We start from the raw sequence: 21,464 nt of genomic DNA, 5'->3' as shown, positions 1-21,464 counted from the left end.
AATCATGCCAAGCCAATGCTTGGCCTACCGATTTATTGAGTACCTCCACTTTACTGGGGATACTTTTCAGAATGAAGGCTTCACGATGCAGCACCCCCATCATTTTTTATGCAAGCAAAAACTGATTTTTGCCCTTATCTCGGGCTTGCTAAGCTCAGTTGCCACCGCTCAATCAGCGACCCCAAACTTAGAAATTACTGCGACAGGCTCTCAGGAAGCAACTCAAAGCATTTTGACGCCAACAAAGATTTTGCAAGGCGATGAGCTACTGAATAAGCTTGGGACAACACTCGGCGCCACGCTCGCCAATGAATTAGGGGTTGCGGCAACAGGCTACGGCGCCGGATCTTCTCGACCAGTCATTCGGGGTCTTGAAGGCTCTCGAGTGCAAATTTTGCAAAATGGTCTATCAGTTGGTGACGTATCTAACATCTCACAAGATCACGCCGTTGGAAACAATATGCAAAATGCCCATCAAGTAGAAATTTTGCGCGGTGCAGCCGCCCTACTCTATGGATCCGGCTCAAGCGGTGGACTCGTCAACGTAGTCAATGATCGCATCCTGACCAACCTGCCTGATAGGCCTACGGGAGCCATTAATACCAGCTATGAAACAGTAAACAATGGCAGGGCTGGAGCAGTCGAAGTAGATGGTGCCTTTGGTTCTGTTGCTGTTCACGTAGATACCGCTATTAACAATGCGAATAATTACCGTATACCGGGTAACTCAACACAATCGCAAGGTGAGCCTGCAGGGGGCTGGACAGTACCTCCAGGGGGCAACGGTGGAAATAATTACAGCGGCAAGTTACCCAACTCCTTTAGCAATCAAAACAACTTAGGATTTGGGGTCTCCTATATTGGAGAATCTGCTTACACCGGAGTATCTGTAGAACGATTAAATAATAACTATGGCATTCCGACCCCTGAGGGTGGGTCTATTAATCAGTCGCAGAATCGCTACGACCTTCAACATCAAACGCGTGACCCATTTGAAGGATTCTCCTCATTTAAATTGAGCGCCGCCAATTCGAATTACAACCATACTGAATTTAATAGTTCCGGTGGAGCAGCTTCGATCTGGAAAAATATTGCTAATGAGGCCCGCTTTGAGCTAGCACATAATCCTGTCGTTGGATGGAAAGGTACTTTCGGAGCGCAATTCTCCGCGGCTTCACTTAATGCTACAGAAGTTGGGTCTGGAAGCTACGCGATTGTTCCGCCAACAAAGACTAATTCCAATGCCTTATTTTGGATTGAGGAAGGCAAATGGAATTCCTTACAAGGAAGCCTGGGACTTAGGTATAACAATGTAGCCAAGAATCCCAATTTAGGAACCACTTTAGAGCCTCAGCCCACAATTGATCCTACTGGAACCACGCCCAGCATTACCCTGCAGAATCGCAAATTCAACCTGATGTCTTACTCTGCGGGTGGCTTATGGAATTTCTTACAGGGATATGGAGCTGGAGTGGCCTACACAGTTTCACAACGCGCTCCAAGCGCCCAAGAACTCTATTCCTATGGCGCGCATGAATCTACTGCAACCTTTGATATTGGCAACCCTAATCTCACAAAAGAGACCTCACATAATCTCGAATTCAATGTACAAAAAACGAGTGGGTTAATGCGAAGCAAGGCAAGTATCTATGCCAATCGATTTAATAACTATATTTATGGGTACTACACGGGTAGCGTTATCAACAACGGCGGGCAAGATGGCAATGGATTTAACGTTGTCACTGCGCAGCAAGCTGCCGCCACCATTAAAGGAATTGAAGGTGAACTCACATATAACTGGAATCAAACAGGTCTAGGTGGTCGAGTATTTGGTGATGCCTCCCAAGGCACTTTTGATGCGGGTGGCAATCTACCATTGCAGCCTGCTCCGCGCCTAGGCGCTGAAGTCGCTCATCAGCGCAATGGCTGGCTTACCAATGCAACTTACATTTATAGCTACCAACAGAATCGATTAGCAAACTGGGAACAAGGCCCTGCTCCAGCATATAACCTGTTAAACGCTGGGATCTCTTATACAGAGCGAGTGAAGGATGTGAACTGGACTGTGTATGCGAACTTAAAGAACTTACTCAATGAGCAGATTCGATATGCCACAACACCAATGGCAGTGAGACTTTATGCGCCACAACCGGGCAGAAGTCTTATGGTGGGATTGAGGGGCGCCTTTTAGGAGCTAACTCCGATTACCAGTAATGCATTGCCAATGCACCAATCACACCCGAACCCAAGATGAGGAAAACAGGATTTAACTTTGTTTTGAGAATGAGGTAGAAGGTGATTAATGCAAGCACTAAGGTAATGGGACTGACGATAGACGCCTTCCCTACCGCATATACGCCAGAAGCCATTAAACCAAGAGAGATTGGCTCCAGGGCATTTTGAATAGCCCTTCTCCAAGGGCTCTCGCCAAAGCGATTCCACAGTCTGCCTATATAAAAACAGAGAACACTAGAAGGCAGAAAGAAGGAAAGTAAAACAACTCCAGCACCAATCAGACCCGCCAATTTATAGCCAATGACCAATACCATCAGCATATTGGGTCCGGGCGCCAATTGACCAATACTGTAAATATGCACAAATTGAGTGTGGTCTATAGCAAATTGATGGGCTAGTAATGACTGCATCTCCGGCAACACTGCCGTACCTCCTCCTACCGCCAAAATTGAGAGCAGCGCAAAGCTAAGGGCAAGATGTATTAAAAGACTCATGCGCTCTTGGTGGGTCGATAAAGGTATACCGCGATGGGGGCCATAATTACGAGAACTAAAGGCAAAGATAATTTCGCAATGCTCATCAGCAAGAAGGTGGCAACAATAATGAGGATCGATTTAAGATGACGCCAGCTATCCTCACCGATTCGGTAAGTGATCGCCGCAAGCAAGCCGCTAGCGGCCGCTGCGATTCCAATCAAAATCAAATTGGCTAGGGGATGGTCGGCTGCGCTGGAATACAAAATACCAATACCCAGCACAAAGAGGCTACCAGGAAAAATCAAACCAATCGTTGCAGCAATTGCACCTCGAGCACCCCGTAGGTGATCTCCCGCCAGAACGGCCATATTGACTGAATTCAACCCAGGCATCGTTTGACTAATTGCTAGATAAGCCATGAACTCATCTGGCGATAACCATCGACGCTTTTCCACTAATAGAATGCGTTCATAGGCAATAATTCCACCACCAAAGCTGATAGCGCCAATAGCTAAAAACTGTAAAAAAATATCGTACAGTGTTGGTGAATTAGCCGCAGAGACTAATTCAGTCGACTCTAGATTCACTCCGGCTTCCCATAAATCAAGGCAGTTTTAGTGCTGCCTATCTCCAACCAGTCGGCTAACTCTAATTGAAGTTTCTTAAAGAATTTATCAGCACGCTTATGGGCTTTTGATTGCGAGCGATTTTCATTATTCACACGATAAGAGAACGCTAATTCACCAACAATTGGTTCGCCTACGCCTTTCATCCAGATTGCAATATCACAATGAGCCTGGACTCCATCCCCAAAAACCAAATTTCCTATTGGCAAGCAAGCCTCTAGAATTTTATTTGTACTTCCACCAACAATACGTAGTGGTAATTTTTTATCAATCTTCAGATCTGCGATTCCAGGAAAAAAGCTACCAACACTAGCCAAGGATCGATCAAATAAATTATCCAAAGGCACCGAATCTAAAATTGCATTGTTGGAGTAGATGGATCGCTTGGAGCCAACTTCATCACCGCGCAGTATCTCCTCCTTTAAACGTAGTCTCGATTTAATTTTCTTCTTAGGACTGGGATTGAAATTGGAGGACTCGAGAAGATCATGTGACCGGCATTTGAGTGTTACCTCACACCAATCGTCCACCCAAATATTTTGACGGGATTCGCGAACTCGCAAAATAACATTGTTACGACGAAAATCTTCCCCGGGTGTATCGTAAAAGTAGATATTGCGAAGACCGGTAGTCGCGTTGTCTAAGTGGAAAAAATCCACTTTGCTCTTTTTGCAGAAAGCCAGGATTTGATCACTTAATTCAGTAATTTTGCGACGTCTATCCAAGCCTTTAGGCTTAATCAGGAGCTTGAACTCCCGGTTGGTAATCGATTCATGTAACTTCATGTATTAATCCCCTAATGTCTATAAGAGATTAACACTTTCTAGAGAAGCTCAATATACCTCGGGCACATACATCTCAGGGGGCACTGGTCCACGCAAGTAGTCTGGGTTATGGACACGAGCAGGCAAAGTAATTTCAGGGTGGTTAATTTCTTTGTATGGGATCTGATCAAGCAAATGGGTGATGCAATTGAGGCGGGCTTTTTTCTTGTCATTGGCCGCAACCACCCACCATGGCGCTTCAGGGATATTCGTACGCTCTAGCATGGTCTCTTTTGCCTTGGTATAGGCCTCCCAGTGGCGACGTGCATCTAAGTCCATAGGACTCAGCTTCCACTGCTTGAGCGGATCATGAATACGCATCATGAAGCGGTTGTACTGCTCATCATCAGAAATCGAGAACCAATACTTGATTAAAATAATCCCGGATCTGATGATCATGCGTTCGAATTCTGGCACTGTACGCAAAAACTCTTCGTACTCATCATCAGTACAAAATCCCATGACCTTTTCTACGCCAGCACGGTTATACCAACTGCGGTCAAACAAGACTATTTCACCGCCAGCAGGTAAATTTGATACGTAACGCTGAAAATACCACTGAGTCTTTTCTCGTTCGCTTGGGGCGTTTAATGCAACCACCTTGCACACTCGCGGGTTCAGTCGCTGTGTAATACGCTTAATTGCACCGCCCTTACCGGCAGAATCACGACCTTCAAATAAAACAGCCACTTTGAGTTTATTTTCAACGACCCAGTCCTGCAACTTGACTAGCTCGCCCTGCAAACGGAAAAGTTCCTTGAAATAAATATGTCGAGGAATAACAGAACCACTACCACCATCCTGAGATAGGCGATCATCATCGAGCTCCATTTCGAGCTCTTCATCCATACTATCCAAGATTTCTTCTTGAGCACGCTGATACCATTCAGCCATCTCTTGATGTTTTGAAGTCATTTCATCCCCTAAATCAATACTTTCTTTGTATCTCAAGGATATGACATTTTTATTACATTTGCTGTTCTAGGGTTTTGGCAATGAAATTCTCGCAATAGCTCGCCACTTGCTTTCGATCAGCAGGGATTATTGTCTGCTGAGACCAGGGAAATGCCGGCAGGATGGTGATTTTCGCCTCCAAAGCGCGGTTTTTAATGATGTTAGACATAGACTCCAAAAGGCCCATTTCGCCAATAAAAGCGGGAGATTCACTTCTATTTCCGGTAGTTTTCGATAAATACTGAAGCGCAAGCGGAAAAACAGGGGTCTGGGCCAAAATCGCAGTCTCAAAAAGATTGGGCTTAAAGGGCAGCACACTTTCACCTGCCGTAGATGTTCCCTCAGGAAAAATACAGACGGAATCGGCTTTCAATACCTCCGCCATCTGATTCACTACTTGCCTTACGTCGCGCGCGCTATCCCTTTTAATAAATAGCGTGCCAAGTTGTTTAGCCATCCAGCCAAATATTGGCCACCCTTCTACCTCAGACTTGGCAACAAAACAAATAGGCTTAAACGCATTAATCACATGGATATCTAACCAAGAAATATGGTTTGCGGCAATTAAGTGAGGTATGTTTCCGAGCAATGCGCCGTCTTGCACGATAAGCTCAATATTGAATATTCTCAGAAGATGCTTTGACCACTTCTGGATCGCTCGATGTTTATTTCTGCGATCTAAAAACGGAAATACAAGTGACAAGGTACAGACGCCGCACATGACATGAACCCAAATTTGAGTCCACACCCAAATACGCAAGATTATTGGCGTCTCATTTATTTTGTGATTTTGGGAAGATTTTTTCATAAGCAAGTATCAATATAAATCAAGTCATCAAACTGACTTAAATGTGTCACGAGGATTACATCATGAGTAGGCTTAATGCTTACTCATGACGCACTACAGAGCTATCTGGATTTCGGATGTACACCTAGGAACATCGGGGTGTCAGGCTAACTACCTCCTCGATTTCTTAAAACATAATGAAGCTGATCAGTTTTATTTAGTTGGTGACATCATCGATGGCTGGAGACTGAGAAGATCTTTCTACTGGCCACAGGCTCACAACGATGTTGTACAAAAGTTACTACGCAAGGCCCGTAAAGGTGCTGAGGTAATTTATATTCCAGGTAACCATGATGAAAGTGCCCGGCAATACTTTGGCATGTCCTTTGGTGATATCAAGGTTGAGGAAGAGGTTATTCATACCACTTTAGATGGTCGCAAACTTTGGGTCACCCATGGCGATCTATTTGATGGAGTCATGCAATATGCCAAATGGCTTGCTTATGTTGGCGACTCAATGTATTCCTTCATCCTGTATATCAACCGCTACTTCAATATGTTGCGCGTAAAGATGGGCCTCCAATACTGGTCCCTTTCTCAATACCTCAAGCATCAAGTTAAGAATGCGGTGAGTTATATCGCCGACTTTGAACACATTATGGCTAGAGAGGCGCGCTTACGTAATTGTGATGGAGTCGTATGCGGCCATATCCATAAGGCAGAAATCCGTGAGATTGATGGCCTGTTGTATTGCAACGATGGTGACTGGGTTGAAAGTCTCTCAGCTCTAGTTGAGACCACTACTGGCGAACTCAAAATTATTTATTGGACTCAGATTAAAGGCGATCCAGTCCAAGCTTCTGAAATCCCCTTCCAACCCGCAATTGAAACACTTATCAAAGAGGTTAGCGCATGAAAATTATGATCATCACCGATGCATGGGATCCGCAAGTGAACGGCGTTGTGAGAACACTCAAACAAACTCGCGCCGAATTAATTAGCATGGGTCATGAAGTGGAGATGATTACGCCAAATGGGTTTAAATCTATTCCCTGCCCTACCTACCCCGATATCGCACTCTCACTTTTTCCAGGGAAAGAAGTTGCCCGCAGAATTAAAGCATTTGCGCCAGATGCTATGCATATTGCTACAGAAGGTCCATTAGGATTATCTGCCCGCTCCTATGCGGTCAAAAATAAACTTCCGTTTTCGACCGCGTATCACACCCGCTTTCCGGAGTACGTCAAAGCCCGTACTGGAATTCCACTCGCTATTACCTACGCGTTCATACGCTGGTTCCATGGGCCCTCCATGGCAGTGATGGCGCCAACTATCGTAGTTAAAGATGATCTAGAAAAATACGGCTTAAATAATGTGGTGTTGTGGTCTAGAGGTGTAGATCTGGATATTTTTAAAATGCAAGATTCCAAGGCGCTTAATACCGCCCATCCAATTTTTTTGTATGTTGGTCGAGTTGCTGTTGAAAAAAATATCAATGCTTTTCTAGAGATTGACCTACCGGGCTCCAAATGGGTTGTTGGTGATGGTCCAGCAATGGCCGCCATTAAAGAAAAATATCCCAACATTAATTATCTCGGAGTTTTACAGCAACATGAATTAGCCAAAGTCTATGCAGCAGCTGATGTATTCGTCTTCCCCAGCAAAACGGACACATTTGGCCTGGTGTTACTTGAGGCAATGGCCTGTGGCACCCCTGTTGCGGCTTATCCAGTTACAGGCCCAATAGATGTCCTAGGTAAGTCACCTGCAGGCGCAATGAATGAGGATTTGCGTGAGGCTTGCATGCAGGCTCTCAAAATCCCTCGTGAATTAGCTAGAGAGCATGCCGAGAAATTCTCCTGGAGAGCAGCTTCCGAGCAATTTGTTAATCACCTCAAGCCCGTCCCATCACCCGAAGTTCATGTGACTGCTCTAGCTTAAGGCCTTATTTTGACTACCCCTTACAACATTAAACAAAATCCCCATAAAGGGAATCGTGGGGTTACTAGGGCGTGGCATGCAGCCAAAAACTCGTGGTGCGGGATTGTTTACGCGTTTAAGGAAGAAAGTGCATTTAGACAGGAACTGACACTACTTGTATTGCTTACCCCAGTAGCACTGTTTCTGCCAATTAGCCCTCTTGAAAAATGCGTCTTGATCGTCTCAATAGTGATGGTTCTAGTAGTTGAACTATTGAACTCGAGCGTTGAGGCAGCTATCGATCGCATCTCATTTGATCACCATGATCTATCCAAAAGAGCAAAGGACTTTGGATCAGCTGCGGTGATGTTGGCCCTGCTAATTGCAGCACTACTTTGGATCACTATCTGCACGCCACTTGTCATGAATTGGTAATACAGCACTTCTAACATCAGAAGAATTAATAAAGGAAAACTATGTCTGACATTCCAAACCCCTTAGGCGCATTCGATATCTTCAACTCACGCTTTGAGGGTAAGCCAAAGAAGAAGAATAAAAACAAAACAGAAGTTATTAAAAAGCTCTTTTCTAAGAAGATGGCTAAAAAATTATTTGGGAAAAAGTTTGCTACGAGAACGCGTACTGAGTTAAGCATTCAAGAGCCGGTCGCCCTTGAAAAGGCAGTAGCCAAGTCAAAACGCCCTGCACTTCAAATTACATGGGCCAGCAATGCCAGTGAGATTAAAGAGGCGCAGCGCTTGCGATACAAGGTATTCGCCGAAGAAATGGGCGCTAACTTGCCCAAAAATGCAGAAAACTTAGATATTGATGAGTTTGATGCTTATTGCGACCACTTACTTATTCGCGACCAAGAATCACTAAAGGTTGTAGGAACGTATCGCGTATTGCCCCCTCACAAAGCTTCCGAAATTGGGCGTTTATATTCCGATTCTGAATTTGATTTATCGCGTTTAAATCATTTGCGCCCTAAAATGGTTGAGTTGGGCAGATCTTGTGTTCACGCGGACTATCGCTCTGGCGCAGTGATCATGGCACTCTGGAGCGGTCTGGCTCAATATATGCAAAAACATGATTATGAAATCATGCTCGGCTGCGCAAGCATTCCTATGGCGGATGGAGGTCACTTTGCTGCTAGCCTTTATAACTCTCTTAGTAACGATCAAATGGCGCCAGTAGAAAACCACGCTTTTCCACGCCTACCTTTACCGTTGGATCGCCTCAATGGTGGCCTAGAGGTGGAGCCGCCGCCCTTGATCAAGGGTTACCTTAAATTAGGGGCAAAAATTTGTAGTGCTCCGGCCTGGGATCCAGACTTCAATACAGCAGACGTTCTAACTATGCTGCGTTTATCAGAAATCAATCCACGCTACGCGAAGCATTTTTTAGGTCTCTAGGATTATTTCAAGCTAACGCTGTAAGGTCGGCCGATACGCTCCCATTCGGCCGCTTCTTTTTGTAGACTAAATTCCGTTAACGGATGCTCCTTAGTCCAAGCATGCGAAAGACTGATTAAGTAAGAGCCATCATGCTCCGATACCTTTACTTTAGGCAAACTTCCATCACTCCGTCCACGGCATAGCACTTGAGCAAGTCGCAAACAGAACAACATGCGCCAATCAGAGAAACTGGCGTTATTGGCCAGCTTTCCTAATTTACCCGTATGACCAATCAGTAAGGCAGCCAGTCGCGCCTGATCATTCTTTGAGAATCCAGGCATGTCGGCATTTCCTGCAATATAGGCTGAATGCTTGTGATATCCGTTATGAGAAATCGATAAACCAATTTCATGTAGATTTGCGGCCCACTGCAATAAGGCGATATTGTCCGCCCTACTTTCTGCATCTGGCTTTGGAAGCTGAGCCAAAAACTCAGCCGCTAAATTACCAACTCGCTTAGCCTGTTCTCGATCGACAGCATAGCGCTGCATAAATTGCTCGACAGTGACAAAACGCATATCGTCATGTTGAGAGCGGCCCAATAGATCATATAGAACGCCGATACGCAACGCGGCATCAGTCACTTCCATACTCTCAATACCAAGCTCATCAAAGACTGCAATCATGATCGCAAGGCCTCCGGGCCAGACAGAGCGACGATCATCCTTGAGGCCCAATAACTCTACCTGACTAACATGCTCGTACTTCAGAAGATGTTTTTTCATGGCTCTTAAGCCATCACGTGTGATTAAACCACTGGAGCCATTCACTCGACCCATAGTGAGGCCATCAGCCTGTCCATTAAAGTCGTTATCAGCAATCAGCTCTGCTAACGCACGGGCAGTGCCTGAAGAACCAATCACTTGCTTCCACCCACTCTTTAAATAAGCGCCAGAGATTACTTGAATCTCACGGCGCGCAGCTAGCTCAGCCTCTTTAAAAGCATGTGAATCAATATTGCCCCTAGGGAAAAAACGAAGGCTATGGGATACACAACCAATATAAAGACTTTCCATGAGCTTTGGCTCATATCCTTTGCCAATAATGAGCTCGGTAGATCCGCCACCAATATCGACAACTAGGCGATTGCCATGTACTGCTGGAACCTCGTGTGCAGCGCCAATGTAAATTAAACGCGCTTCCTCAACACCAGCAATGATTTCAATTGGAAAACCTAGAGCTTCTTCAGCGTCACGAACAAAGTTAGGTGCATTTTTGGCAACGCGCAATGTATTGGTGGCAACTGCACGAACTTTGGAGGGATCAAAACCTCGGATCCGCTCACCAAAGCGACGGATCGCAGCAATGCCACGCTGATAGGCATCGTTACCCAATAACTTGTTGTCGGTCAGGCCTGCTGCAAGTCGTACAGACTCCCTAAGGGTGTCAATAGGACGTAGTTGGGTACCAGATGGGGTGTGCACAACTTGGGCAACCAACATCCGAAAACTATTCGAGCCCAAGTCCACGGCGGCCACTAGGTCCGATGCATTTATTTCGGGGACGCCTTTATATGAAGCCAAGATAGTTCCAATAGCCCTGCGCTTAAATGAATATGTCTATTTTATGAAATTATCATGACATATTTGTGAAAAGATCTGCCAGTCTACTAGTTTCCTTGCTGAAATAAGTCTAAGCCGCTAAATTCTGCTCAGAACTCGAGCAATCTGAGCTACCAAAACTACAGAAGATGCAACAGTCGCCAGACTTGGGCTTCAAAATAGTGCTACAGGATGGGCAACGATACAGGTGCTGAGAGGAACCGCGGGGAATCTCCAGGATTTCATGGCCACGACAATTCGGGCAGGTAATGACAGAATGTTGATTTTGGATAATGGTATTCACAGCCGAATATTGAACTTCAAATATTTCAGGATGAAGACAAGGCTTCAAATACCTTTAGTCCGTTGTGCTTGGACTCCAAAATGCCTGATTTACAAAATCCATTGCGGCAAGCCTTGCAATCAAGGCATCCATCTGATCACCCTCTACTGCTGATGTGGTCAATACCGCCTGAATCTCAACATCTTCACTTCCAAATTGATGAACTTCGACATCCTGGGCTTGATACCCGGCCGCCTCTAGGGTGTCAATAAATTGTTTCAGAGCCAGTTTTTGAGAATGTTTTGGAGTAATGATGTAAACGGAATTCGTAACCTCTACAGATTGGGTATCTAAAGGCTGTCTATTAATTAAACTAACTACGGGGCGCAACAAAGTATTCGCCGCTAAAACAAAAAAGGTGGCAAGCACTGCCTCTAAGATCAAATCCGCTCCAGCACAAACCCCCACTGCAGCTGATCCCCATAAGGTTGCGGCCGTATTAATTCCTCGGATATTACCTTCCTCTCGCATGATGACGCCGGCCCCAAGAAAACCTATTCCGGAGATGACATAGGCCATGACGTGGACGGCCCCTTCATGTCCTACTAGGCGATTAGCCGCATCAACAAAAATGGCCGCACCCACAGCGACCAAGATATTGGTTCGCAAACCTGCTGTCCGCTGTCGATACTGACGCTCAAAACCAATGAAGCCACCAAGTATGAAGGCGACTGAAAGGCTTACGGCGCTATCGGCCAGAGAAATTAAATTAATATTATTGAACGATTCCATATTGCTATAAATAAACATAAATTACTTTTGGCTAAGCCCCAGAGATTGAACCATTACTTTAAAAACTTCGGTGTTATCCATGAATCCGCGGAATTTTTCGGAACCTGGCCCCATAGCGTTTAATACCGCATCATCTGCCGTATGGACACCAACATCCTGATGCGACGGAAGATTGCCACCCACATGAATAGAGTCTTCTTGCATTTGAATGTATTTTGGATTGGCAATGTATTGACCGCTATCATTCTTAATGGCAGGCTTGAAAGTCCCATCTAACTTAGGATGTAGAGTCTCATAATGATCTGGATAGTTGCCATAGAAAAAAGCTAAGCGCTTAGAGACATCAATTTGATCGGGGTAACCCTCAATATTGGCCTTGGGGTAATTTGGGTAGCCTGCATCGGCATAAACTCCCACCCTTTCCCTTAGAGGGCCAGGCTTGGCATCATTAACAACGCCGCTAATAGATCCGCTATGGGTATGGTCTGGAGTCACAATAATTAAGGTGTCAGGATGGGTCTTAGCAAAATCCTTGGCGACTTGTACGGCATTACTCAACATAATGGTGTCAAAAGCTGCGCGCTCCCAATCCAATGGATGATTAAATTTATCAATCAAGGCTGCCTCTACCATCAAGAAGAAGCCATTGGGATTTTTAGAGAGAATGCTGATCGCTGACTTCGTCATATCTGTTAAATCAGGTTGATCGGGATACTGTTCAACCGTATTTTTCTTTAAAAAGAAACGATCCAGTGATCCATCCATATTGTCCTGATGAAAAACGCCAAAGAGCTTTTTGGTAGAAGTAGCATTGCTTGCTGCTTTCAACCCATCCTTAGTAAATACAACTTCGTACCCATCTTTCTTAAACTGCTCGACTAGATTTTTCTCATCCTTGCGCTTTGATACCGGATTTGACTGTGGATAGAAGTATGCTGATCCACCGCCTAAAATGACTGCCGCGCCACTGGCTAATAATTGGTCGGCAATGTATGGTTTATCTGCTCGCCTACGTGTATGAGCAACCATTGCGCCGGGTGTGGCGTCTTGTAATTCTGCGTCAGACACGATGCCTACCGACATTTTGGTCTTGCGCTTGACCAACTCAGCAATCGTTTCAACCTTGGGATGAGATAAGTTATCAGGAGCCCTCGAGACGTACACGCCCATCGCATTGACTGCCGTCTTATGCCCAGTTGTATAGGCGCTCATGGAATTGGCTGAATCAGTAATCAGAGAATCCGACCCAGATGTGCCGATGAGCGCTGTGTTGGGCATGTCATCAAAAGATAACTTCCCCTGATATTTACCTTCGGATATTCCCTTTGATAAAACACGTGCAGATGTTCGGTTTGCAATCGTCATGCCATCACCAATAAATAGAATGACATTCTTTACCCTTCTCGGACCACTCGCATAGACATCCCAGCTCACGCTCAGATTTTCTTGTCCCGCTTTTGCAGTCAGTACATATTTTCCAGGTTTATTTAATTGGACATCGCGATAAATGAGGGAGCTACCCTTCCCAGCTTCATTAGCAATAAAAGAAACTGGTTTTCTTAATGAGGTGGCAGCTGGAATGTTATTTAGCCGAACATCCACATTCTCAATCGAGGTCACAGCATCAAATTCTATTTTGATATCAAACTGTGATCCAGCTAGGATCTCTGCGTTCTGAATTGGATAAAGCGCGGCCGCTTGTAAAGAGCCTAAATTCAGTAGCAAAATTAAAAAAGAAACTAAGCGCGTAAGGCTTGAGGTATTCATAGTCACAAATCAGTCAATGAGAGGTTAAAGATGCAACTATCGAATATGGACACTCTTAATGACAGTAATGTGACAGTAATCCAATCAAATCTCAGAATTAAAGTGCAGCCTTCTTCTTAGCCACTTCAATTTGACCGCTTTTTACCGCATCACAGAACACCTCGTAATCAGCCTGGTTCTGCTTAGCGTAAGACGTGGCAAAACGATACATCGCCTCATCAAAGGCTTTTGACTGGCCGCAATACCCAGAGATCATGGCGGCATCCCCAGAGCGGGCATGACCAAGGGCTAGAGCCCAACCAAATAATTTTGCATAATCAGGGAAATTCTTAAGCGAAACACCCCCAGGACCAACATCAATACCGCCTTTCATATCTCTTAACTGGCGCAGATAGAACTCCTGCACTTTGATGCTGCCATCTTGTATATATCCAGGGCTTAAAAATATATCTGGCGCACCCTGAAGCAATCTCTGCCCTGCCACAACTCGATGACCCATATTAGAGTAGGCCGATTTACCTAAGTATGGTGTCAATACAGACTCTTGGGCCTCTTTGTATTGCAAAAAAAGAGGGTCTTTTGGGCTATCCCCGACAAAATATAAAACCATGCAAGTGGTTCCCACACTACCTATGCCAACCACTTTTCCAGCGAAATCCTGCAAGTTGTATCGCTGGAATAAAACCTGTCGATCGGCCAGCAAAGTTGAGCTGTAATTGAAAAGTGCTTTTTCAACTAAACCAGCCATTGGGATGCCATGTATTGACTTGTCGAAATGATCAATCAGCGGAGGCTTATTAATAATTTTGCGATTTTTTCCAACCAAGGTGGTTAGCTTCTCAAGAACTTGAATATTGTTTTGACCTTTAGTTTCCTTAAGATAGGCATCTAATTTCTTTTGATGAACACTATTGAAGTGTTTGCGGATATCCTTCTCACCAATAAATTGTTGGGCGAGATCCAAGTAAGGCATCTGGGCATACTGGGCCATACGCTTTTGGTATTCAGAGCTGATTCGGTAAACCAATTTTTTGCCAAGGTCTTGGCTGCCACCAAGCGCCTCACAGGCAATTACGGCACTTGCAACTAATCGCTTGAGATCCCACTCCCAACTTCCTGGCAGGGTTTCATCAAAATCGTTGATTCCAAATACGAGTCGATGCTCTGCGGTACCAAATAATCCAAAATTGGATACATGCATATCACCGCAAAGTTGAACCGTAATATCAGTAGTGGGTTGAATTGCCAAGTCTTGCGCCATGATTGCGGCGCCCCCACGATAAAAGGCGAAAGGCGATTGCAACATTCGCTCATAACGAATCGGGATAAGGGATTTAATGCGTTGCTTAGCTTGGTTTTCTAAAACTTCAATCGGACCGATTCGATCTTTGGGTGGGGTATAAATGCCCTGTTCTACATGGCTTACCTTTTTACGTAAAGCCCTGCCATTACTGAAGCGTTTTTTAATGCTGGGGCGCTTTGAGTGTTGATATGATTCGACTGGAACAAGAGTGGCAATCTTCTCAGCAGACTGAGATCGTAATTTAGATTTTGATACTTTTAATGTGACTGACATACGAGATTCACAAGGGAATAATCAGCCTATTATTACAGGTCTTGATCATGGAATCACCAAACTACTTAGTAAACTTCAGTCGATGATGAATGGTCTGCAGTCTATCCCTTAGCTCAGAGCGGTCTAATTGAGCAATGGGCAAATCAAGCAACAACTCAATCCTATTGCGAAGACCGATTTCCACTTGCTTAAATGCGGACAGCATCGCCTCGTCTCCAGCTTCAACAGCGGAGGGATCCGGAAAGCCCCAGTGAGCAGTCGATGGGTGCCCGGGCCAGTAGGGGCAACTTTCTCCGACCGCAGAATCGCATAAAGTAATAATGAAATCCATCTGAGGTGCACCTTCGCGACCAAACTCATCCCAGCTCTTACTCCGAGCTAACTGCAAGGGATAGCCCATTGATCTGATGAGATCTAAAGCAATTGGATGGACCTTCCCAACGGGCTTCGCACCAGCTGAATAGCCGATAAATCGCCCGTGGCTTAAAGTGGTTGCTAGCGCTTCCGCAAGAATTGATCTCGCAGAATTACCAGTACACAAAAAGAGAATGTTATAGGGGCGAGTCATTAATAACAGTATTAAATAATTTCATCTAATTGCAAAGCATATTTTCGATCGACTAAAAAAGGTCTATCTTTTGATTTGACTGAGCAAGCAGGAGTCATATGGATCTGCTTTTCTGACGCCATATATTGAAGAGCTGATTTGACATCAGGCTGACGAAACAATTGAGATAAGTTCGTTTTTAGCTTCATGGTGAGTGATCCTCTCTGGACTGATGAAGATGGGATAGTTTGCATGGATACTAAAAACTATATGTTTCAATTTAATGAAGCTTTTGTGACAAAGCAGCAAGGAAGAGTCGTTTACTCAAATTCGTCACATTAGTAAGTTACTTTCTAGCATTGACTTAGATGGCATTTTTTTGGCTATGCGATTCATCGCCCTCCTGCTTCTATTGGTACCAGCGCTCGTCTGCGCATTTGAGCCACTGAATACAGATGATGCTGGAACGGTTGCTAAAGACCGTAACCAAATAGAGCAATACTTCTTTAAAACAGCCAGCCACGGCGGCGGAACAGCCAACACAGTAGATATTTCCACCCCGGGAGAGGAGTACTTTGGCGGAGGAAGCGCTAAAGCATTTCCACTAACTTACACTCGAGGTATTGCTGAAAACACAGAGCTATCCTTGGGCGCCACCTACTTTGCGAGTCCCCGCGGAAATTATTCACCCGCCTCAAATAAAGTCATCGCAATTAAATGGCGATTTGCCGAGGACGGTGATGGAAAATGGGCTCTGGCAATCAAGCCAACCATTGGGCTGCCAGGGACACCGCAACAACAAGTTCATGGATTGGGCCTCGGACTTCCCAGCTACGGACTCAACTTGATTGGGTCAAGTTACTGGGACCCCATTGAACTACACATCAACGCCCTATACACAAAGTCTCTCTACAACACTAATTATCTAATTGGGTTGAGCGACTCACCCAACCGCACCAATATCATTTTTTTGTCTGCAGCACCAGTTTGGACAGTGGTCCCTGGGTTTAAGTTGGCTTTAGATGTGGGGCTCACCACTAACCCGCCCAGTAACGAGCAATATTTAACCAACTATGCCTTATTGGCAGCCATCTTTTCACCAACAGAGGATATTGATATCGGGTTATCGTATATGCAAAGTGCCGAGAATATGGGCATTGTGATCAGCAATGTTGGCGTGAGAGCCTCACGCTCCGAAATTGGCTTAACTTGGAGGTTTTGATGGGCATTACACAATTTGGCGCAATCAGGCTGGGGCTCATCATTTTGGCCGCACAATTTTTATTTGCAGGAAGCGTACTTTCACAATCATTTAAATTTGTGGCTTTAGGAGATATGCCCTACTCCCAGCCCGCCGACTTCCCACGATTTGAGCGTTTAATTAGCGCAATTGATACACAAAAACCCGCCTTTTCTATATTTGTTGGTGATACAAAATCTGGGAGCACACCCTGCACTAATGAGCATGTCAAAAAGATGGCTGCTTACTTTAATTCTTTTAAAGCCCCGCTCATTTATAGTATTGGCGATAACGAGTGGACAGACTGTCATCGTGTATTGGCTGGTGGATATAACCCACTAGAGCGACTCGAATACATACGCTCTACGCAATTTCTAAATGCCAATAGTCTTGGTAAGCCTTCATTAAAGTTGCAACGCCAGGCAGATGTCATGCCAGAATTTTCAAGCTATGTTGAAAATTCAATGTGGAGCAAGGCTGGCTTTCTTTTTGTCAGCCTGCATATACCTGGTTCAAACAATAATCTGGGGCGAGATGAAGAATCCGACCAAGAATATGCATCCCGAAATAAGGCAAATTTAGCCTGGATCCATCGCGCATATGAAGTGGCGAAAGATAAGAAGTATTCAGGAATCATTTTCGCATTTCAGGCGGACATATTCTATAGTCCGGACCTGGCAATCAACCCCTCTAGCGGGTATAAAGATACGATCGAGCTACTTCAAGAGCAATCTGAAAAACTCCCCATTCCAATCCTACTCATCCATGGTGACAGTCACCAACTGAAGATTGATCAGCCCCTTCGTAATAGCAAGGGAAAGCTGATAGAGAATGTTTATAGACTAGAAGTAATGGGAGCAGAGAATGTGCAAGCCGTCGAAATACATGTCAATGCCAACGAGTCGAGTCCTTTTAGCTTTCGACCATTGATCGTGCCGCAAAATATTTCTACCCCATCACAATCAAAATAGGGAATCCAAAAAATTAACTGCCGAGTCGATGTTTTGCATACCGATTACGATAGATCACCCTCACCTCGTGCCATGTGGCTAGAAATTCAATCATGAGACTTTTCATAAGTAGATCCTATTAACAAAATATTGGCGCCTATAGAAAGATGCTAATCCCTATCAAAATAATTTTCACGTTTAGATCATAGAGGTCAAATAAGACAGTGAGGTGTCATGACTCCGATTGCAATGTCGCCACCTTACAATGAGCGATAGTCATTTAACTTTTAGCCATAAACAACTACCATCCGTGAATGAATTAAACAACCATCCTTTTCCAGTCAACGGTGTTGTATTTGCTTGGGCAATGACTGACGAGGGGAATAACCATGAGATTCCCCTTGTCGACATTGCGATTGCATTAAATAATCCCAAGTTATCGATTTGGCTACACCTGAATCTCTCTAATTCCCAAGTACAACGCTGGCTCAGAAGCACTGGCTTAGTGCCGGAGCGTGTTGTCGAAATGATTGATGAAGGGGTTACTCGTAGCCGACTTGAGCGCATTGAAAAGCTAGATGATTGCTTGCTCATGGTGATGAATGATTTTCATCAAGAATTTGGCGAGGGCGATAGTGACTCAAGCCTGGGCACTCTGTGGGCCATTCTCACTCCCCGTCTCATGATTTCACTTAGAAATAACCCCCTGAGAACAACTGATAAATTACGTTTTGACTTAAGAAATGGTTTATTAAATCCCCGCTCAACCATTGAGTTGTTCCATGAGCTGATTGACCTGCGCGCAGAATACTTAAGAACACTCCTAATTCGTCTATCTGAAACAATGGATGATTTAGAAGAAATTCTTCTCAAAGGAAAAGAATTACCTGAACATGAATATCTTGGGCGCATCCGAATTCAATGTAGTCGCCTAAGACGTCAATTCTCTCCAGAGCTGATTGCTTTGCATAGACTACAAAAACGATTGCCCTACTGGTTCTCTGAAGATGATAAGTTCAGATTAAATGAAGACGTAGATCTACTGTCCTATCTTGTTCAAGAAATATCCAACCTCTACGATCGGGCCAAGGTATTACAGGACGAGCAGGCGGCGCATGTAGCAGAATTCAATGCCCGCAATTTACAAGTCTTGTCTGTGATGACGGTGATCTTTTTGCCAATGACCCTGCTCACTGGCATTATGGGGATGAATATGGAGGACTTACCAGGCCTAAAAGAATCCTTCTATATCGTCATGACCCTGATGGCGCTCGCAGGTGCAGCAGTGTATCTTGGCCTTAAGGTGAAAAAAATTATTTAATGAAACGCGTATTCGAAATATCGCAATAAGGACTATATGGAATATTTTGACCTCTACAGCGGAATGATTCTCCGACTTTTTTTAGCTCTCCTTGCAGGCACCATTTTGGGGCTTAATCGCTGGATGCATCATAAATCCGCAGGCATCAGAACCCACTCCTTAGTTGCGATTGGATCAGCGACTGCGGTTATGTCGATCAGTCGCTTGGGGGTGGTCGATGTTCAAGCCCTAAGCCATGTCCTACAGGGATTAATTACCGGCTTAGGCTTTCTAGGGGCTGGCGTGATTATTCGGGAACATAGCTCTCAGCGGGTTCACGGACTTACCACTGCGGCCAGTATTTGGTCTTGCGCCCTCATAGCTGCAGCCTTCGGGGCTGGAGAGCTCATGCTTGGCGGCCTTTCTCTTTTTGCCATCCTGATCACTCTTATGATCGGGGGCCCCCTTGAAAGATTGCTGGCCAGGATCACGGGAATCAAGCATGGCTCAGAAATTTCTCCGGATCCAGATTAAATCACCGCTGAACCAAGAAATATTAGATTTGTCATATTACTTTGCTAACATTTCCCCGTTCTAACAACATATACCCAGAAAACCATGAGCAATTACCAATATGAAGATGCTGTTAAACAGCTTCAAGAGTCTGGCGCTATTGGCTTGCAAGACTTCAAAAATCTCTCCTATGAGGATTTAAATGAGCTTCTCGAGGAAATTAAGGTGTGGTGTCTTTATGCCAATGGACAACTAGATAAGCTTCCTAAGGAATCCAAAAAGAAGAAAGATAAAAAGGAAAAGAAGGATAAAAAAGATAAGAAGGATAAGAAGGATTAAACAGATAAAGCGCTTCTAACCCACAATGCGCTCTTTTGGAAAGCGCAACTTAAATGTACTCCCCTTTCCAGGAGCGCTCTCAATAATCAATTGAGCTTGATGGCGATTAGCAATATGTTTGACAATCGCCAATCCCAATCCAGTTCCTCCGGTATCCCTAGATCTGCTTCTATCTACACGATAAAACCGCTCAGTTAATCGAGAGAGGTGCTCTGAAGCAATGCCTGGCCCGGTATCGGTTACAGAAAATTCACCCTCACCAAGGCTATTCACACTCCAGTTTGCGCTGACTGAAGCATCATCAGGAGAGTAGCGAATCGCATTGGAAACGAGATTCCCAAATGCCGAGAGAATCTCGCGCTCTTCGCCCATCAAATTGCTTTGGCTAGCGACATTGAAATGAAACGCGTGGCGCCCCTGCGAAAGCGCTTCCGCATCATTCTTGAGGAGTGCCATGATCGTGGGAATATCAATTACCTGCATTGGCGCTGGTAAGGTATTAGCCTCAAGATTGGCTAGGGTTAACAAGTCCTCTACCAAACTCCTCATTCGCTGAGCCTGAGACATCATCATCTCAAAATACTGATTTTGCTGTGCTTTATCCAGATCAAGCGACTGCATCGTTTCTAAAAAACCCATCAATACGGTAATTGGGGTACGCATTTCATGAGACACATTAGCCACGAAATCTCGCCGCATCGCATCTGCTTTTTGTAAATCTGTGACATCCTGGATCAGCAAGAGATGGCGTTTATCCCCAAAAGGAAAAGCTTGCAACATCAGACTGAGGTTCGAGCTGGGTCCCATGCGCTCAAGTAACAATGGCTCCTCAAATTGACGCCTATAGAGATACTGAACAAACTCGGGGCGGCGAATAAGAAAGTTAATTCTTTGCAGTGCATCACGCTTAAAGTTGAGATCAAAGAAACGCTCAGCAATGGCATTACACCAATCAATTTGATCTTGATCATCAAGCATTACGATGCCATTAGGTGAAGCTTGGAATGCTTCAATAAAACGATCGTGCTGTTTTTCTATTGTCCTAATTTCTTGCTTAAGGTTTCGGACTAAACGTTGAAGTCGGAAAAAAATCTCCTCCCAGTACCCGCTAGGCAATGGCATGGACTCAACGGAATCGGTCAGCGTAAATTTTCTTAAGCGCGCTAAATTAATATAGGAATAGATTAATGGAATAGCAAGAACAAAGATTCCGGCCGCTATTCCAGATAGGGGGCCTAAATTAATTAAGGCGATATAGCCGGCAAGAAATCCCAGGGAAATGAGCAGGGAAAAACGGGTGATTACGGATAACATACGACAATCTTAGAGCATCTTGA

General features: G+C 44.7%; 23 protein-coding genes. 10 read left to right on the top strand and 13 right to left on the bottom strand.

Annotation, left to right across the window (positions count from 1 at the left end):
• Window positions 1-4: 4 nt before the first annotated feature.
• Window positions 5-2,191, top strand: coding sequence for a TonB-dependent receptor (locus ICN42_RS07115; RefSeq protein ID WP_255539274.1), 2,187 nt, complete (start codon window positions 5-7; stop codon window positions 2,189-2,191).
• A 13-nt stretch (window positions 2,192-2,204) separates the two neighbouring features.
• Here ICN42_RS07115 and ICN42_RS07110 read toward each other — a convergent pair whose 3' ends face one another.
• Genes ICN42_RS07110 through ICN42_RS07090 form a run of 5 tightly spaced genes read right to left on the bottom strand, consistent with a single transcriptional unit; the run spans window position 2,205 to window position 5,923 of the window.
• Window positions 2,205-2,729, bottom strand: coding sequence for a chromate transporter (locus ICN42_RS07110; RefSeq protein ID WP_216252612.1), 525 nt, complete (start codon window positions 2,727-2,729; stop codon window positions 2,205-2,207).
• On the bottom strand, window positions 2,726-3,298 hold the full coding sequence (locus ICN42_RS07105) for a chromate transporter (protein WP_216252609.1): 573 nt from the start codon (window positions 3,296-3,298) through the stop codon (window positions 2,726-2,728). Before ICN42_RS07105 ends, ICN42_RS07110 begins: the two co-directional genes overlap by 4 nt.
• Complete coding sequence (locus tag ICN42_RS07100) at window positions 3,295-4,122, bottom strand: hypothetical protein (protein WP_216252607.1); 828 nt, start codon at window positions 4,120-4,122, stop codon at window positions 3,295-3,297. The genes ICN42_RS07105 and ICN42_RS07100 overlap by 4 nt, the downstream gene beginning before the upstream one ends.
• Before the next feature lie 48 nt (window positions 4,123-4,170).
• Window positions 4,171-5,076 carry a polyphosphate kinase 2 gene (gene ppk2, locus ICN42_RS07095; RefSeq protein ID WP_216252605.1) on the bottom strand — a complete coding sequence of 302 codons (906 nt, stop codon included), beginning with the start codon at window positions 5,074-5,076 and terminating at the stop codon, window positions 4,171-4,173.
• Between the two features lie 52 nt (window positions 5,077-5,128).
• Window positions 5,129-5,923, bottom strand: coding sequence for a 1-acyl-sn-glycerol-3-phosphate acyltransferase (locus ICN42_RS07090; RefSeq protein ID WP_216252603.1), 795 nt, complete (start codon window positions 5,921-5,923; stop codon window positions 5,129-5,131).
• An 85-nt stretch (window positions 5,924-6,008) separates the two neighbouring features.
• Between ICN42_RS07090 and ICN42_RS07085 the strand changes: the two genes are divergently transcribed.
• Genes ICN42_RS07085 through ICN42_RS07070 form a run of 4 tightly spaced genes read left to right on the top strand, consistent with a single transcriptional unit; the run spans window position 6,009 to window position 9,237 of the window.
• Window positions 6,009-6,818 (top strand): UDP-2,3-diacylglucosamine diphosphatase, encoded by an 810-nt coding sequence (locus tag ICN42_RS07085; protein ID WP_216252600.1) that lies wholly within the window; start codon window positions 6,009-6,011, stop codon window positions 6,816-6,818.
• A complete protein-coding gene (locus tag ICN42_RS07080) occupies window positions 6,815-7,843 on the top strand; it encodes a glycosyltransferase family 1 protein (RefSeq protein WP_216252598.1) in 1,029 nt (342 codons plus the stop codon). The genes ICN42_RS07085 and ICN42_RS07080 overlap by 4 nt, the downstream gene beginning before the upstream one ends.
• Window positions 7,844-7,852: 9 nt before the next feature.
• Window positions 7,853-8,257 (top strand): diacylglycerol kinase, encoded by a 405-nt coding sequence (locus ICN42_RS07075; protein WP_216252597.1) that lies wholly within the window; start codon window positions 7,853-7,855, stop codon window positions 8,255-8,257.
• A gap of 41 nt (window positions 8,258-8,298) precedes the next feature.
• Complete coding sequence (locus ICN42_RS07070) at window positions 8,299-9,237, top strand: GNAT family N-acetyltransferase (RefSeq protein ID WP_255539273.1); 939 nt, start codon at window positions 8,299-8,301, stop codon at window positions 9,235-9,237.
• Between the two features lie 2 nt (window positions 9,238-9,239).
• On the opposite strand, the gene ICN42_RS07065 is transcribed toward ICN42_RS07070, so the two are convergent.
• The 7 genes from ICN42_RS07065 to ICN42_RS07040 form a co-directional block, all read right to left on the bottom strand.
• Window positions 9,240-10,721, bottom strand: a complete 1,482-nt coding sequence (locus ICN42_RS07065) for a Ppx/GppA phosphatase family protein (protein ID WP_216253004.1) — start codon at window positions 10,719-10,721, stop codon at window positions 9,240-9,242.
• Window positions 10,722-10,911: 190 nt separating this feature from the next.
• A complete protein-coding gene (locus ICN42_RS12000; RefSeq protein ID WP_370626008.1) occupies window positions 10,912-11,124 on the bottom strand; it encodes a GDCCVxC domain-containing (seleno)protein in 213 nt (70 codons plus the stop codon).
• A 54-nt stretch (window positions 11,125-11,178) separates the two neighbouring features.
• Entirely contained in the window at window positions 11,179-11,895 is a 717-nt protein-coding gene (locus ICN42_RS07060; protein WP_216252595.1) for an MgtC/SapB family protein, read from the bottom strand.
• Window positions 11,896-11,916: 21 nt separating this feature from the next.
• Entirely contained in the window at window positions 11,917-13,662 is a 1,746-nt protein-coding gene (locus ICN42_RS07055; RefSeq protein WP_216253001.1) for an alkaline phosphatase, read from the bottom strand.
• Between the two features lie 97 nt (window positions 13,663-13,759).
• A complete protein-coding gene (locus ICN42_RS07050; protein ID WP_216252593.1) occupies window positions 13,760-15,238 on the bottom strand; it encodes a DUF2252 domain-containing protein in 1,479 nt (492 codons plus the stop codon).
• Window positions 15,239-15,299: 61 nt separating this feature from the next.
• Complete coding sequence (locus ICN42_RS07045) at window positions 15,300-15,806, bottom strand: arsenate reductase ArsC (RefSeq protein ID WP_216252591.1); 507 nt, start codon at window positions 15,804-15,806, stop codon at window positions 15,300-15,302.
• 11 nt (window positions 15,807-15,817) lie between these two features.
• Entirely contained in the window at window positions 15,818-15,994 is a 177-nt protein-coding gene (locus tag ICN42_RS07040) for a hypothetical protein (protein ID WP_216252588.1), read from the bottom strand.
• A gap of 176 nt (window positions 15,995-16,170) precedes the next feature.
• On the opposite strand from ICN42_RS07040, the gene ICN42_RS07035 reads away from it, so the two are divergent.
• The 5 genes from ICN42_RS07035 (at window position 16,171) to ICN42_RS07015 (ending at window position 20,127) form a co-directional block, all read left to right on the top strand.
• The gene (locus ICN42_RS07035; protein WP_216252586.1) at window positions 16,171-17,007 is read left to right on the top strand and encodes a hypothetical protein; all 837 of its coding nucleotides are present in this window, start codon (window positions 16,171-16,173) and stop codon (window positions 17,005-17,007) included.
• A complete protein-coding gene (locus ICN42_RS07030) occupies window positions 17,007-17,996 on the top strand; it encodes a hypothetical protein (protein ID WP_216252584.1) in 990 nt (329 codons plus the stop codon). Before ICN42_RS07035 ends, ICN42_RS07030 begins: the two co-directional genes overlap by 1 nt.
• Before the next feature lie 289 nt (window positions 17,997-18,285).
• Window positions 18,286-19,296, top strand: a complete 1,011-nt coding sequence (locus ICN42_RS07025) for a CorA family divalent cation transporter (protein WP_216252582.1) — start codon at window positions 18,286-18,288, stop codon at window positions 19,294-19,296.
• A 36-nt stretch (window positions 19,297-19,332) separates the two neighbouring features.
• On the top strand, window positions 19,333-19,809 hold the full coding sequence (locus ICN42_RS07020; RefSeq protein ID WP_216252579.1) for an MgtC/SapB family protein: 477 nt from the start codon (window positions 19,333-19,335) through the stop codon (window positions 19,807-19,809).
• Between the two features lie 84 nt (window positions 19,810-19,893).
• Window positions 19,894-20,127, top strand: a complete 234-nt coding sequence (locus tag ICN42_RS07015) for a hypothetical protein (RefSeq protein WP_216252577.1) — start codon at window positions 19,894-19,896, stop codon at window positions 20,125-20,127.
• A gap of 15 nt (window positions 20,128-20,142) precedes the next feature.
• Here the strand turns inward: ICN42_RS07015 and phoR are convergent, their stop codons facing one another.
• Window positions 20,143-21,441 carry a phosphate regulon sensor histidine kinase PhoR gene (phoR, locus tag ICN42_RS07010; RefSeq protein ID WP_216252575.1) on the bottom strand — a complete coding sequence of 433 codons (1,299 nt, stop codon included), beginning with the start codon at window positions 21,439-21,441 and terminating at the stop codon, window positions 20,143-20,145.
• Window positions 21,442-21,464: the final 23 nt, after the last annotated feature.

It is taken from the genome of Polynucleobacter sp. 71A-WALBACH (genome assembly GCF_018882365.1).
GTDB lineage: Bacteria > Pseudomonadota > Gammaproteobacteria > Burkholderiales > Burkholderiaceae > Polynucleobacter.
The sequence above is the reverse complement of the archived record's forward strand: the minus strand, read 5'-3'. Positions and strand labels throughout refer to the sequence as shown.